General features: G+C 68.0%; 15 protein-coding genes. 12 read left to right on the top strand and 3 right to left on the bottom strand.

The window, feature by feature from the left end:
* Positions 1 to 43: 43 nt before the first annotated feature.
* The 3 genes from NUW50_RS06720 to tldD all read right to left on the bottom strand — a co-directional run bounded on the left by NUW50_RS06720 (position 44) and on the right by tldD (position 2,520).
* The gene (locus NUW50_RS06720) at positions 44 to 478 is read right to left on the bottom strand and encodes a hypothetical protein (RefSeq protein WP_258288333.1); all 435 of its coding nucleotides are present in this window, start codon (positions 476 to 478) and stop codon (positions 44 to 46) included.
* 111 nt (positions 479 to 589) lie between these two features.
* Complete coding sequence (locus NUW50_RS06715; RefSeq protein ID WP_258288332.1) at positions 590 to 1,087, bottom strand: GNAT family N-acetyltransferase; 498 nt, start codon at positions 1,085 to 1,087, stop codon at positions 590 to 592.
* Complete coding sequence (gene tldD, locus NUW50_RS06710; protein WP_258288331.1) at positions 1,084 to 2,520, bottom strand: metalloprotease TldD; 1,437 nt, start codon at positions 2,518 to 2,520, stop codon at positions 1,084 to 1,086. The genes NUW50_RS06715 and tldD overlap by 4 nt, the downstream gene beginning before the upstream one ends.
* 249 nt (positions 2,521 to 2,769) lie before the next feature.
* Here tldD and coxB point away from each other — a divergent pair, with 249 nt between their 5' ends.
* The 12 genes from coxB to NUW50_RS06650 all read left to right on the top strand — a co-directional run bounded on the left by coxB (position 2,770) and on the right by NUW50_RS06650 (position 13,169).
* A complete protein-coding gene (coxB, locus tag NUW50_RS06705) occupies positions 2,770 to 3,660 on the top strand; it encodes a cytochrome c oxidase subunit II (protein WP_258288330.1) in 891 nt (296 codons plus the stop codon).
* Between the two features lie 73 nt (positions 3,661 to 3,733).
* Positions 3,734 to 4,660 (top strand): heme o synthase, encoded by a 927-nt coding sequence (gene cyoE, locus NUW50_RS06700; RefSeq protein WP_258288329.1) that lies wholly within the window; start codon positions 3,734 to 3,736, stop codon positions 4,658 to 4,660.
* A 4-nt stretch (positions 4,661 to 4,664) separates the two neighbouring features.
* Positions 4,665 to 4,853 carry a cytochrome C oxidase assembly protein gene (locus NUW50_RS06695; RefSeq protein ID WP_258288328.1) on the top strand — a complete coding sequence of 63 codons (189 nt, stop codon included), beginning with the start codon at positions 4,665 to 4,667 and terminating at the stop codon, positions 4,851 to 4,853.
* Positions 4,850 to 5,443: a cytochrome c oxidase assembly protein gene (locus NUW50_RS06690; protein ID WP_258288327.1), complete on the top strand. Its 594-nt coding sequence runs from the start codon at positions 4,850 to 4,852 to the stop codon at positions 5,441 to 5,443. The genes NUW50_RS06695 and NUW50_RS06690 overlap by 4 nt, the downstream gene beginning before the upstream one ends.
* Positions 5,444 to 5,475: 32 nt before the next feature.
* Positions 5,476 to 6,276, top strand: coding sequence for a cytochrome c oxidase subunit 3 (locus NUW50_RS06685; RefSeq protein ID WP_258288326.1), 801 nt, complete (start codon positions 5,476 to 5,478; stop codon positions 6,274 to 6,276).
* A gap of 67 nt (positions 6,277 to 6,343) precedes the next feature.
* Positions 6,344 to 7,009 carry an SURF1 family protein gene (locus tag NUW50_RS06680; protein WP_258288325.1) on the top strand — a complete coding sequence of 222 codons (666 nt, stop codon included), beginning with the start codon at positions 6,344 to 6,346 and terminating at the stop codon, positions 7,007 to 7,009.
* A 14-nt stretch (positions 7,010 to 7,023) separates the two neighbouring features.
* Entirely contained in the window at positions 7,024 to 8,412 is a 1,389-nt protein-coding gene (thrC, locus tag NUW50_RS06675; RefSeq protein WP_258288324.1) for a threonine synthase, read from the top strand.
* Complete coding sequence (locus NUW50_RS06670; protein ID WP_258288323.1) at positions 8,409 to 9,668, top strand: M16 family metallopeptidase; 1,260 nt, start codon at positions 8,409 to 8,411, stop codon at positions 9,666 to 9,668. The genes thrC and NUW50_RS06670 overlap by 4 nt, the downstream gene beginning before the upstream one ends.
* Positions 9,668 to 10,252, top strand: coding sequence for a GNAT family N-acetyltransferase (locus NUW50_RS06665; protein WP_258288322.1), 585 nt, complete (start codon positions 9,668 to 9,670; stop codon positions 10,250 to 10,252). The genes NUW50_RS06670 and NUW50_RS06665 overlap by 1 nt, the downstream gene beginning before the upstream one ends.
* Before the next feature lie 107 nt (positions 10,253 to 10,359).
* On the top strand, positions 10,360 to 11,169 hold the full coding sequence (locus NUW50_RS06660) for an MBL fold metallo-hydrolase (protein ID WP_258288321.1): 810 nt from the start codon (positions 10,360 to 10,362) through the stop codon (positions 11,167 to 11,169).
* A complete protein-coding gene (locus NUW50_RS06655; RefSeq protein WP_258288320.1) occupies positions 11,166 to 11,705 on the top strand; it encodes a DUF1697 domain-containing protein in 540 nt (179 codons plus the stop codon). The genes NUW50_RS06660 and NUW50_RS06655 overlap by 4 nt, the downstream gene beginning before the upstream one ends.
* Positions 11,706 to 11,756: 51 nt before the next feature.
* A complete protein-coding gene (locus NUW50_RS06650; protein ID WP_258288319.1) occupies positions 11,757 to 13,169 on the top strand; it encodes an FAD-binding oxidoreductase in 1,413 nt (470 codons plus the stop codon).
* Positions 13,170 to 13,219: the final 50 nt, after the last annotated feature.

Raw genomic sequence — 13,219 nt, 5'->3', positions numbered from 1 at the left:
CTCTTGCCCGGCGATCATGTTCCCTGAATGGTTAACAGGTCGTTTAAGAGGCTGCGGTCAGCCGTCCGTTGCAGCGCTGGCGCAGGAGTTCCCAGTAGACCAGCCCCATGGCCGCCCCGATGCCCAGGGTCGCAGCCGTCGCCGGTTGCCCGGCAAGCTGCATCCGCAGCGCCGCCAGCGTCAGCCCGATCAGCCCGGCGACCGCCCAGCCTCCGGCCCCGGCCCGCCGCGCCAGCAGAAGCGACAGGATGCCCGGCAGCAGCATCGGCAGGGCCGACAGCGGCACCGCCATCAGCGCCGCGCCCAGGCTCCAGAGCTGCGCCACCGGAGGGCCGGCTCCCAGTCTCGGCTCCGCCAGGCTGGCCGCCATCGTCAGCACCGCGCCGAGCACCGCCATGACGGCAAGGCAGCCCGCCGCCGCGATCAGATGATCCATCGGGCCGCTGGCGCGCCCGGCCGGGGTGCGGAGCAGGCTCATGCGGCCGCTCCGGCGCGGGCGGGCTGAATCGCAGGGTCTCGGGTCATCCTCGGCCTCCTCCAGCGCCAGACCTAGCAGCCTGCCCGCCCCGTGCAAGCGCGGCGCCCGGCGTCACTTGCCCGGCGCCGGCAGGGGCCGGGTGAAGATCAGGCAATCGAAGGGAAACGGTCCCTCGGGGCCGTCCAGCAGCACCGTCTCGGTGCCGCGCAGGGTCCAGCCGGTCTTGCGGTAGAAGGCCGCGGCGCGGGCATTGCCGGGATTGCATTCGAGCAGCGCCTCGGCATGGCCGGCCGCCGCGATCCTCTCCAGCCCGTCGCGCATCAGCACCGCCGCCGCGCCGCGGCCCTCCAGCGCGCGGCTGACATAGATCTGGTCGATATGGCTGCCCTTGATCGCGCAGAATCCCTGCGGCGCGCCCTCGGGGCCGATCACCCGCATGTCGTCGCCGAATCCGCGCAGGCGGCGCAGCAGGTCGGCGCGGCTGCGCAGGGCGATCATCCAGGGTGGCGAATAGGCGCCATGCGCATCGTGCCAGCGCTGGTGGAACAGATCGGCCAGCGGGTCGTAATCCGCCTCGACCGCCCGCCGCGGTGTCGGCTGGCCGCTCAAGCCGACGAGCCGCCCACCGTCAGCCCGCCGATCAGCAGGGTCGGCTGCCCGACCCCGACCGGCACCCACTGACCGCCCTTGCCGCAATTGCCGATCCCGGGATCGAGCTTCATGTCGTTGCCGATCGCCCGGATCTGCTTCAGCGCCGTGGGACCGTCGCCGATCAGGGTCGCGCCCTTGACAGGCGCGCCGACCTTGCCGTTCTTCACCCGATAGGCCTCGGTGCAGGAGAAGACGAACTTGCCGTTGGTGATGTCGACCTGGCCGCCGCCGAAGCCGACCGCATAGATGCCGTCCTTCAGATCGGCGACGATCGCGTCGGGATCGGCATCTCCCGCCAGCATGTAGGTGTTGGTCATCCGCGGCATCGGCGTATGGGCATAGCTCTCGCGGCGCCCGTTGCCGGTGGGCTCCACCCCCATCAGCCGGGCGTTCTGCCGGTCCTGCATGTAGCCGACCAGCACGCCGTCCTCGATCAGCACGTTCCGGCCGCTGGGCGTGCCCTCGTCATCGACGCTGATGCTGCCGCGCCGGTCGGGAATCGTGCCGTCGTCCAGCACCGTGACGCCTTTCGCGGCGACCTGCTGGCCCATCAGCCCGGCAAAGGCGCTGGTCTTCTTGCGGTTGAAATCGCCTTCCAGCCCGTGGCCCACCGCCTCGTGCAGCAGGATTCCGGGCCAGCCGGCGCCCAGGGCCACGTCCATGATCCCCGCCGGAGCCGATTCGGCCCCCAGGTTGACCACCGCGATCCGCAGCGCCTCGTCCACCGCCGCCTGCCAATGCGCCGGCTCGATCAGCCCCAGAAGCGAGGTCCGCCCCCCGGCACCGTGGCTGCCGCTTTCGCGCCGGCCGCCGTCTTCCACGATGACCGAGACGTTCAGCCGGGTCATCGGCCGCGCATCGCGGACCAGCAGCCCGTCGGGACGCAGGATTTCCACCTCCTGCATCGAGGCGACCAGCGAGGCCGAGACCTGCACCACCCGCGGATCGCGGGCCCGGGCATAGGCGTCGATCTCGGCCAGGGTCTCGATCCGGACCCCGAATTCGGCATCGGTCAGCGGGTCGCGGTCGGTATAGAGCCGCCGGTTGGTCGGTTTCGGGCCCAGGGCGAGCGTGCCGCCGCCGTCGCCGACCGCCAGCCGCGCGGTCTCGGCGGCGCGCGCCATCGCCGCTTCGGTGATCTCGGTCGAATGGGCATAGCCCGAGGTCTCGCCCTTGACCGCGCGCAGGCCGAAGCCTTCGGCCGCGTCATAGCTGGCGGTCTTCAGCCGGCCGTCGTCCCAGCCCAGGGCCTCGAACCGGCGCCGCTCCAGAAAGAGTTCCCCGTCATCGGCCCCATCCAGGGTGCGCTTGAGCAGAGATTCGGCGGCCGAACGGTCGATCTGGCCCTCGAAAGGGCGGAACGGGGCGGGATTGGAGGCGGTATGAGACATGGGGCGATGGGCCTTCCGGGGCAGGTTTGGCGGCGTTTTGGCGGCTCCGAGAGTCGCAGATGCGGCATAACGCACCGTTGGCGTTGCGGCTTGGTCTTGTTAGAACCTCACTAATATGGTTTCACACCGCGCAGACACAATGGGATTCCGGCCGGGCCCGTCTTGGCGGGCGACTCGTCGGCAATCAGCGAACAGGAACGTGACATGCGTGGATTGAAGCTCCTCTCGGGCATTTCGGTAGCCGGTACCATGGTTATGTGGGCAGGACTCGGCCTGGCCCAGGATGCGCTCGGGGCGCTGGAGACGATTGGCAAACCGACGGATGGCGGGATGTATTTCCAGCCTGCCGCCACGGAACTGGCCTCGGACATCCATTGGCTCGACGGCATGATCAACTGGATCATCGGCGGCATCGTGGCCCTGGTGGTCGTGCTGCTGGCCATCGTGATCCTGCGCTACAACCGGCGCGCCAATCCGACACCGGCACGCTTCACGCACAACACGCCGGTCGAACTGGCCTGGACCCTGCTGCCGATCATGATTCTCGTGGTCATCGGCGCCTTCTCGCTGCCGATCCTGTTCAAGCAGCAGGAGATTCCGGTCGGCGACATCACCATCAAGGTGACCGGCAACCAGTGGTTCTGGAACTACGATTATGTCGATGAGGGCTTTGCCTTCGACAGCTACATGATCGGCCAGCCGGCCACGATCGACGACGCCGCCGAGCCGGACGTCAAGCCCTATGTGCTGACCGACGCGATGAAGGCCAAGCTGGTCGCCGCCGGCTATACCGAGGACGAGTTTCTTCTGGCCACCGACAATCCGGTCGTGGTGCCGGTCGGCAAGGTCATCGTGATGCAGGTCACCGCCGCCGACGTGATCCATTCCTGGGCGCTGCCCGCCTTCGGCGTCAAGCAGGACGGGGTGCCGGGCCGGATCGCGCATCTGTGGTTCAAGCCCGAACGCGAAGGCGTCTTCTTCGGCCAGTGCTCCGAGCTTTGCGGCAAGGACCATGCCTATATGCCGATCACCGTGAAAGTGGTCTCGGAAGAGGCCTATGCCGACTGGCTGGCCGGTGCCAAGCAAGAGTTCGCTTCGCTGGATGCCGGCGACCAGCCGGTCCGGCTTGCCTCGAACTGATCCGGTCGGTGCCGGCCCCCGGGGCCGGCCACGACAAACCGGCATTCCCGGACAGACCTGTTTTGGATAGACAATGACCGATGTGACCACCATTGCAGAGGGCGACGCGGGCTTTCGCGACTATGTCGCGCTGCTCAAGCCCCGGGTCATGTCCCTGGTTGTCTTCACCGCGCTGGTGGGTCTGCTGGTGGCGCCGGGCGGCGTCAACCCGGTGGTCGGCTTTGTCGCGGTGCTCTGCATCGCGGTCGGGGCCGGGGCCTCGGGCGCCCTGAACATGTGGTATGACGCCGATATCGACGCGGTGATGCGGCGTACCCGCTCGCGTCCGGTGCCCTCGGGCCGGGTCCGCGCCGACGAGGCACTGGCGCTCGGCCTCGGCCTGTCGGGTTTTGCGGTGACGATCCTGGCGCTGGCCACCAATTTCCTGGCCGCCGGGCTGCTGGCCTTCACCATCTTCTTCTATGCCGTGGTCTACACGATCTGGCTGAAGCGCCGGACCCCGCAGAACATCGTCATCGGCGGGCTGTCGGGGGCGCTGCCGCCGATGATCGGCTGGGCGGCGGTCACCGGCAGCGTGACGCTGGCCCCGGTGATGATGGTGGCGCTGATCTTCATGTGGACGCCGCCGCACTTCTGGTCGCTGGCGCTGTTCATGAAGGCCGATTACGACGCCGCCGGGGTGCCGATGCTGACTGCGACGCATGGTCGCAGAACCACAAGGCGCCACATCCTGGCCTATGCCGTCGCCCTGGTTCCGGTGGCCCTGGGCCTCGGACTGACCCAGATCGGCGGGCCGTTCTATCTGGCGCTGTCGCTGGTCCTGAATGCCGGCTTCGTGCTGGGCGCGCTGCGTCTGGTCCGCCGTGACGAGGCGCTGGCCGAGGCCGACGCCTACAAGGCCGAGAAGGCCTTCTTCCGCTATTCGCTCTGGTATCTGTTCCTGCATTTCGGTGCACTGCTGCTGCAGGCGACGCCGGGCGTTCCCGGCTGGGGGGGCTGACGCGATGCCGATCACCCAGGAACACGAACTCCACCGCCGCCGCCGCGGCCGCAACTACGGCCTCGGGCTGGTTCTGGGCGGTTTCGTCGCCCTGGTCTTTGCGCTGACCATGGTGAAGGTCACCAATCTCGGCGCGACCCAGACCCCCGGCGCCGCCGCACCCGCTGTCACAACTTCCGAGGACAAGCCATGAAACTGCCGAAGGATCCCAATACCCGCGTGGTCTTCGCGCTTGTCTCCGTGGTCCTGACCATGGGCGCGCTGGCCTGGGCCGCGGTGCCGTTCTATTCTTGGTTCTGCCGGGTGACCGGGTTTGCCGGAACCACCTCCACCGCCGTCGGCCCCGCCGACAAGGTGCTGGACGAGACCATCCTGATTCGCTTCGACGCCAACACCGATCCCGGGATGCCCTGGGAATTCAAACCGGTGGTCAAGAAGATGACCCTGCATATCGGCGAGACCGGCATGGCGTTCTTCGAGGCCTACAACCCGACCGACCATCCGATCGGCGGCAGCGCCTCGTTCAACGTCGCGCCCGACAGTTCCGGCGGCTATTTCACCAAGATCGACTGCTTCTGCTTCACCGAACAGATCCTGCGCCCCCATGAAAGGGTGCAGATGCCGGTGACCTTCTATGTCGATCCGGACATCAAGAACGATCCCGATGCGAAATACGTGCACGAGATCACTTTGTCCTACACCTTCTACCAGACCGAGCTGACCGAAGAGCAGCTGACCCAGCTTGCCATCGATCCGCCGATCGGGCAGAGAACAACTAACTGAGACGCACCGGATCCAGGGGGCGAGGGAAGACCATGGCGCACGAGAAGAATCACGACTATCACATTCTGCAACCCTCGATCTGGCCGTTTGTCGGCGCCGTATCGGCGTTCGCGATGCTGTTCGGCGCGGTGCTCTATTTCCACAACTACGGTCCGTGGCTGCTGCTGATCGGGTTCGCCGCGGTGCTCTACACGATGTATGCGTGGTGGGCGGATGTGGTGGCCGAGGGCAATGGCGGCGATCACACCCCGGTGGTCCGCATCGGCCTTCGCTACGGCGTGATCCTCTTCATCATGTCCGAGGTCATGTTCTTCTCGGCCTGGTTCTGGACCTTCTTCAAGCACGCCATGTATCCGATGGGCCCCGACAGCCCCGCGGTCGATGGCGTCTGGCCGCCGGCCGGGATCGAGACCTTCGACCCCTGGCACCTGCCGCTGATCAACACGCTGATCCTGCTCTGCTCGGGCGCTGCCTGCACCTGGGCGCACCACGCGCTGGTGCACGAGAACAACCGCAAGGATCTGGTCAACGGCCTGATCATCTCGATCGTTCTGGGCGCGCTGTTCACGGTCTTCCAGGCCTATGAATACAGCCACGCCGCCTTCGGCTTCTCGGGCAACATCTACGGTGCCACCTTCTTCATGGCGACCGGGTTCCACGGCTTCCACGTCATCATCGGGACGATCTTCCTGGCCGTCTGCCTGATCCGGGCGCTGCGGGGCGATTTCACGCCCACGGCGCATGTCGGCTTCGAAGCCGCCGCCTGGTACTGGCACTTCGTCGATGTGGTCTGGCTGTTCCTCTTCGCCGCAGTCTACGTCTGGGGCGGCTGAGACGGACGACGATCTTGCGCGGCATGCAGAAGACCGGAGGGCGCGGGGCCAGTCCCGCGCCTTTCGCATGAGACGCTATCTCGGCGCGCTGGCCTTTGGCGTCATCGGGATCGGCATCCTGATATCGCTGGCCGTCTGGCAGTTGCAGAGACTGGACTGGAAGCGGGGCATCCTGGCCAATATCGAGGCCCGGATCGCCGCCGCGCCGGTCCCGATCCCTGCCGATCCCGACCCCGAGGGCGACAGGTATCTTGCGGTCACCGCCACCGGTCATATCGGCCCCGGAGAGCTGCACCTGCTCGACAGCATCCAGAATGTCGGGCCGGTCTGGCGGATCATCGTGCCCTTCGTCACCGACGGCCGCACGGTCCTGCTCGACCGCGGCTATGTGCTCGACGGTCGGCAGAACGATCCGCATGCCGGCGCCGTCACCCGGATCGTCGGCAACCTGATCTGGCCCGACGACCGCACCAGCTCGACACCGCCGAACGACCCGGAAAAGAACATCTGGTTTGCCCGCGATCTCGACGAGATGGCCCGGGCGCTCGGCACCGAGCCGCTGCTGGTCGTCGCGCGCGAGGATACCGGCGACGGGATCACGCCGCTGCCGGTCTCGACCGAGGGGATTCCCAACGACCATCTGCAATACGCCATCACCTGGTTTCTTTTGGCAGGGGTCTGGGCGGGGATGACAGGGCTGCTGCTCTGGCGTATCTCTCGCCGGACCGCATAGGACGAACGGCAGGCATGGAATATATCTCGACCCGGGGCCGCGCGCCCGTGCTGACCTTCGAGCAGGCGATGCTGACCGGACTGGCCCGCGACGGCGGGCTCTATGTCCCGGCCGAAGTGCCGCAGATGAGCGCCGACGAGATCGCCGCGCTGGAGGGGCTGCCCTACGAGGAGGCCGCCTTCCGGATCGTCTGGCCCTTTGTCGAGGGCACCTTCACCGAGGACGAGCTGCGCGACTGCATCGAGCGTGCCTATCAGGGCTTCGGCCATGTCGCCCGGGCGCCGCTGGTTCAGCTGGCGCCGTCCCATTTCCTGCTGGAGCTGTTCCACGGCCCGACGCTGGCCTTCAAGGACTTCGCCATGCAGCTGATCGGGCAGCTGTTCCAGACCGCGCTGGCCAGGACCGGGCAGCGGATCACCATCGTCGGTGCCACCAGCGGCGACACCGGCAGCGCCGCCATCGAGGCGTTCAAGGGCCTGGAAAACGTCGATGTGTTCATCCTGTTCCCCGATGGCGACCGGGTGTCCGAGGTGCAGCGCCGCCAGATGACCACCCCGGCCGAGGAGAATGTCCACGCGCTGGCGATGGACGGCGATTTCGACGCCTGCCAGGCCCGGCTCAAGGACATGTTCAACGACCATGCCTTCCGCGACGAGGTGGCGCTGGCCGGGGTGAATTCGATCAACTGGGCCCGGGTGCTGGCCCAGGTCGTCTATTACTTCACCTCCGCTGTGGCCCTGGGGGCGCCCGAGAGGGCGGTGCGGTTCTGTGTGCCCACCGGGAATTTCGGCGACATCTTCGCCGGCTATATCGCCCGCGGCATGGGTCTGCCGGTCGAGCGGCTGGTGATCGCCACCAACCAGAACGACATCCTGCACCGGACCCTGGTGACCGGCGAGCATCGCCCCGAGGGGGTCGAGCCCTCGATCTCGCCGTCGATGGATATCCAGATATCCTCGAATTTCGAGCGGGTGCTCTTCGATGCCTACGACCGCGAGGGCAATGCGGTGGAGGCGCTGATGGAGGAACTGGGCGACGGCGGCTTTGCGCTCAGCCAGGGGGCGCTGGACCGGCTGCGCGAGAATTTCGGTTCCGGCCGGGCTTCCGAGGCCGAGACCCGCGCGACGATCCGCCGGGTCTTCGAAACCACCGGACAGCTGATCTGCCCGCATACCGCCGTGGCGGTGAAGGTGGCGGAAGAGCATATGGGACGGGCGCCGATGGTCACCCTGGGCACAGCGCATCCGGCGAAATTCCCGGTGGCCGTCGAGGCTGCCACCGGCCAGCGCCCGGCACTGCCGCCGCGGATGGCCGATCTCTTCGATCTGCCTGAACGCGTCACCGCGGTGCCGAACGACCTGGCCAGCCTTCAGCACCTGATTCGGGAGAACCGGTCCAAGTGACTGTCGAGTTGCATCGTTTGCCGAACGGGTTGCGGATCGTGACCGAGAACATGCCGAGCCTGCGCTCGGCCTCTGTCGGGGTCTGGGTCAGCGCCGGGGCGCGGCACGAACGCGCCGACCAGAACGGCATCGCGCATTTCCTGGAACACATGGCCTTCAAGGGCACCGCGCGGCGCAGCGCCCTGCAGATCGCCGAAGAGATCGAGGACGTCGGCGGCTACATCAACGCCTATACCAGCCGCGAAACCACGGCCTTCTATGCCAGGGTGCTCGAATCCGACGTGCCGATGGCGCTGGACGTGATCGCCGACATCGTCCTGAATCCGGCCTTCGATGCCGCCGAGCTCGAGATCGAACGCGGGGTGATCCTGCAGGAAATCGGCCAGGTTCTCGACACGCCCGACGACATCATCTTCGACTGGCTGCAAGAGGTCGCCTATCCCGACCAGCCGCTGGGCCGCGCCATTCTCGGCCCGGCCGAGCGGGTCGCGGGCTTCAATCGCGACGACCTGCGCGCCTTCGTCAACGAGCATTACCGGCCCGAGCGGCTGATCGTCTCGGCGGCGGGCGCGGTGGATCACGACGCCATCGTGAAGCTCTGCGAAGACCTCTTCGGCCATCTGCCGGCCGGGGGCGGCGAAGGCGGCGAGGCCGGCCGCTTCGGCGGCGGCGAGCGGCGGGTGAAGAAGAAGCTGGAACAGGCGCATATGGCGCTGGCCTTCGAGACTCCGGGATTCCGCGATCCGCTGGTCTACACCAGCCAGATCTTCTCGACCGCACTCGGCGGCGGCATGTCCTCGCGGCTGTTCCAGGAGGTTCGCGAACGGCGCGGGCTCTGCTATTCGATCTATGCTTCGACCGGAGCCCATGCCGAGACCGGGCTGATGACGATCTATGCCGGCACCAGCGGCGAGGATATCGCCGACCTGACCGCGCTGACGCTGGACGAGCTGAAACGCGCCGCCAGCGACATCAGCGAGGCCGAAGTGGCCCGTGCCCGCGCCCAGATGAAGGCCGGGCTGCTGATGGGACTGGAAAGCCCCTCGGCCCGGGCCGAGCGGCTGGCGCGGCTGGTCGGCATCTGGGATCGGGTGCCGCCGCTGGAGGAAACCATCCGGCGGATCGACGATGTCTCGGCGCAGGGCGTGCGCGACTTTGCCCAGGCGCTGATCGGAACAACCCCGGCCCTGGCGCTCTACGGCCCGGTCGGCAAGGCGCCGTCACTGGCGCGACTGAGGGAAAGGCTCGCCGCCTGATGTTTTTGCCGCGCCGCAAGGTGAGGATCGAGACCGAGCGGATGATCATGCGTCCGCCGCAGCACAGTGACTTCCGTGCCTGGGCCGGGCTGCGCCGGGACGGGGCCGAGTTCCTGAAGAAATGGGAACCGACCTGGGCCGCCGATCACCTGACCCGGCGCGGCTTCACCAACCGGGTCTACTGGGCGCAACGCTCGGTGGCTTCGGGTTCGGCCCTGCCGCTGTTCCTGTTCCGCCGCGAAGGCGAGGTTCTGGTCGGCGCCATCACGCTCGACAACATCCGCCGCGGCCCGGCGCAATCGGGCACGCTGGGCTACTGGATCGGCCAGGCATATGCCCGCCAGGGCCTGATGCGAGAGGCCCTGCAGGCCATGGTCCACCACGCCTTCACCACGCTCGACCTCAGCCGTCTCGAGGCCGCCTGCCTGCCCGAAAACACCGCTTCCCGCGGGGTGCTGGAGAAATGCGGCTTCAAATACGAAGGCGTGGCGCAAAGCTATCTGCAGATCAACGGCCGCTGGCGCAACCATGTGCTCTACGCCAATCTGCGCGGTGATCGCCGCGGCCGCTCGGACGTCGGCTGAGCGCCCGGATTTTCGGCGCCGCGCCGGGCCGGACCGCCAGCTCACCAATCTGTGAACCCCGGATCCGCCGCGACCGCTGCTAGGCTTGCCGTGACCCGGAGGCCCCCATGCACCGAATCCTCGCCGCCGTCTTCCTTGCCCTCGTGGCGCTCCCGGCCAGCGCCCAGTCCCGCATTCCCAGCCATTGCATCGCCGTCGCGGATGCCGGGCCCGAGCGGCTCTGGCGCGCCGACTGGCGCGATCCGGTGGCCAGGGACACGGTCCGGATCCGCTATATCGACCACTCGATGTTCCTGATCCAGACCCCGGGCGGGTTGGCGGCGGCAACCGACTTCACCGGCTTTCTCGGTCCGGTCGATCTGGTCCCCGATGTCGTCACCATGAATCACGCCCATTCCAGCCACTGGACCAGCGCGCCCGATCCGCGGATTCCGCATGTCCTGCCCGGCTGGGGCCCGTTCGGGCAGGGGATCGAGCACCATCTCGACCTTGGCGAGATGCTGGTGCGCAATGTCTCCACCGACATCCGGCTGGGCGCGTCGGGGGTCGAGCCGAAGGGCAATTCGATCTTCGTCTTCGAGGTCGCGGGCCTCTGCATCGGCCATCTGGGCCACCTGCATCACGAACCCGATGCGGCGCAATATGCCGCGCTCGGGCGGATCGACGTGCTGATGGTGCCGGTCGATGGCGGCCGGACGCTGGACCTGCCGACGATGATGCGGGTGGTGGAACGGCTGCGCTCTTCGGTCGTGATCCCGATGCACTGGTTCTCCGGCGCGGCGCTGGATGCCTTCCTGGTCGGCATGTCGGACGGATTCGCGGTCGAGCGGAGCGATGCCAGCGAAATCACCCTTTCGCTGCGCAGCCTGCCTGCACGCCCGACGATCGTGGTGCTGCGCCCGGACTATCTGGAGTGACGGCCTGCGTTCTCCTGCTGCGCGGCATCAATGTCGGCGGCGCCGGCAAGCTGCCGATGGCCGATCTGCGGGCCCTGCTTGCGCGGCTCGGCGCCGACCGGGTCGCGACCCATATCCAGAGCGGCAACGCGGTCTTCCTGCATGAGCGGCCCGGCGCCGCGCTGCCCGCCGCGATCCGGGACGCCATCGAGGCCGGGCACGGGTTCCGCCCCGCGGCCTTCCTGCTGTCCGGTGCCGAGTTTTCCGCCGTGCTGGCCGCAAACCCCTTCCCCGAGGCCGAGTCGGACCCCCGGCCGATGCATCTGTATTTCCACGACAATTCCGCCCGGCCCGATCGTGCCGCGCTGGACGCCCTGCTGGCGCCGGGAGAGCAGTGGCATTGCACCGACCGGGTGCTCTATCTGCGCGCGCCCGATGGCATCGGCCGGTCCGCCTTCGCCGCGAAACTGCCCCGTCATTTCAAGGCCGTGATGACGGCGCGCAATCTGCGGACCTGCCGGAAGCTGGCGGAGATGGCCGGGGCTCTTTCGCGCTGATCGGTCTTGCCCCTCCGCCACCGCCGTGCAGAATCCGTTCACGGAGGCACCATGCTCAATCCCTGTGATACCCATTTCGTCGAACGCCTGACCGATGTGCTGCCCGAAGGCACGATCCGCGAGGCCGGGCCCGCCTATCTGGAAGAGCCGCGCGGCATCTGGCGCGGTCATGCCGGCGCGGTGGCGCTGCCGGCGACGGTCGGCGAGGTCTCGGTGATCGTCGGGCTGGCGGCGCAGGCGCGGGTCGGGATCGTGCCCTGGTCGGGCGGCACCGGCCTGGTCGGGGGCCAGATCATGACCGGCGGCCCGGCGCCGCTGGTGCTGTCGCTGGAGCGGATGCGGCGGGTCCGGGCGGTGCATCCGGACGAGAACCTGATGGTCTGCGAGGCCGGGGTGACCCTGGCCGAGGCGCAGGAGGCGGCCGAGGCGGCCGGCCGGCTCTACCCGCTGTCGCTGGCCTCGGAAGGATCGTGCCGGGTCGGCGGAAATCTCTCGACCAATGCCGGCGGCGTGCAGATGCTGCGCTACGGGAATGCCCGCGAGCTCTGCCTCGGGCTCGAGGCGGTGATGCCCGACGGGACGATCTGGCACGGGCTGAAACGGCTGCGCAAGGACAATACCGGCTATGACCTGCGCAACCTCCTGATCGGCGCCGAGGGCACGCTGGGCATCATCACCGCCGCGGTGCTGCGGCTCTCGCCGCGGATGGTCCGCAACGGCACCGCGCTTCTGGTGGTGCCGGACCCTGCAGCGGCGCTGCGGCTTCTCAGCCTTGCCCGCGAGATCATCGGCGAATCGGTCAGCGCCTTCGAACTGATTTCCGGGGTCGGGCTGGGCTTCATTTCCGAGACCCTGCCCGACCTGCGCCAGCCCTGGCCCGAGGCGCCCGACTGGGCGGTGCTGATCGAGGTCGGCACCGAATCCGACCGTGACCCCCAGGCCCTGATCGAGGCGTTGTTCATGGCGGGCAACGAGGCGGGGATGGTGCTCGACGGGATGATCGCCGGGTCGCAGGCGCAGAGCCAGGCCTTCTGGGCGCTGCGCGAAAGCATGAGCGAGGCGAACCGCCGCATCGGGGCGATCCTGTCGAACGACATCTCGCTGCCGCTGGGCCGGATCGCCGGTTTCATCGACGAGGCGCGCACCGCGATTGCGGCGCTCGGGCCGCTGCGGATCAACTGCTTTGGCCATCTCGGCGACGGCAACCTGCATTTCAACATCTTCCCCGAACCCGGCGGAACCCGCGCCGCCTGGGCCGACCGGCGCGAGACGCTGATGCGGCTGGTCAACGATCTCGTCGCGGCGCATGAGGGCTCGTTCTCGGCCGAACACGGCGTCGGCCGTGCCAAGGTGGGAGAACTGGAACGCTATGGCGACCCGGCCAAGCTGGCGGCCATGCGGGCCATCAAGGCGGCGCTGGACCCGCTGGGTATCATGAACCCGGGCGCGGTGCTGCGGGCCTGAGCGGCCGGGCGCGCGCCAGCGGTTTCGGATCGCTGCGCGATCCGACCGGG

Source organism: Frigidibacter sp. ROC022, from assembly GCF_024723735.1.
Taxonomy (GTDB): Bacteria; Pseudomonadota; Alphaproteobacteria; order Rhodobacterales; family Rhodobacteraceae; genus SLM-1.
This window is presented reverse-complemented; position numbering and strand designations above follow the sequence as displayed.

What these genes read in the sequence shown, in the direction of transcription:
- NUW50_RS06720 (WP_258288333.1), bottom strand. Translation starts at nt 478, where the DNA reads ATGAGCCTGCTCCGCACCCCGGCCGGGCGCGCCAGCGGCCCGATGGAT.
- tldD (WP_258288331.1), bottom strand. Translation starts at nt 2,520, where the DNA reads ATGTCTCATACCGCCTCCAATCCCGCCCCGTTCCGCCCTTTCGAGGGC.
- coxB (WP_258288330.1), top strand. Translation starts at nt 2,770, where the DNA reads ATGGTTATGTGGGCAGGACTCGGCCTGGCCCAGGATGCGCTCGGGGCG.
- cyoE (WP_258288329.1), top strand. Translation starts at nt 3,734, where the DNA reads ATGACCGATGTGACCACCATTGCAGAGGGCGACGCGGGCTTTCGCGAC.
- NUW50_RS06695 (WP_258288328.1), top strand. Translation starts at nt 4,665, where the DNA reads ATGCCGATCACCCAGGAACACGAACTCCACCGCCGCCGCCGCGGCCGC.
- NUW50_RS06690 (WP_258288327.1), top strand. Translation starts at nt 4,850, where the DNA reads ATGAAACTGCCGAAGGATCCCAATACCCGCGTGGTCTTCGCGCTTGTC.
- NUW50_RS06685 (WP_258288326.1), top strand. Translation starts at nt 5,476, where the DNA reads ATGGCGCACGAGAAGAATCACGACTATCACATTCTGCAACCCTCGATC.
- NUW50_RS06680 (WP_258288325.1), top strand. Translation starts at nt 6,344, where the DNA reads ATGAGACGCTATCTCGGCGCGCTGGCCTTTGGCGTCATCGGGATCGGC.
- thrC (WP_258288324.1), top strand. Translation starts at nt 7,024, where the DNA reads ATGGAATATATCTCGACCCGGGGCCGCGCGCCCGTGCTGACCTTCGAG.
- NUW50_RS06665 (WP_258288322.1), top strand. Translation starts at nt 9,668, where the DNA reads ATGTTTTTGCCGCGCCGCAAGGTGAGGATCGAGACCGAGCGGATGATC.
- NUW50_RS06660 (WP_258288321.1), top strand. Translation starts at nt 10,360, where the DNA reads ATGCACCGAATCCTCGCCGCCGTCTTCCTTGCCCTCGTGGCGCTCCCG.
- NUW50_RS06650 (WP_258288319.1), top strand. Translation starts at nt 11,757, where the DNA reads ATGCTCAATCCCTGTGATACCCATTTCGTCGAACGCCTGACCGATGTG.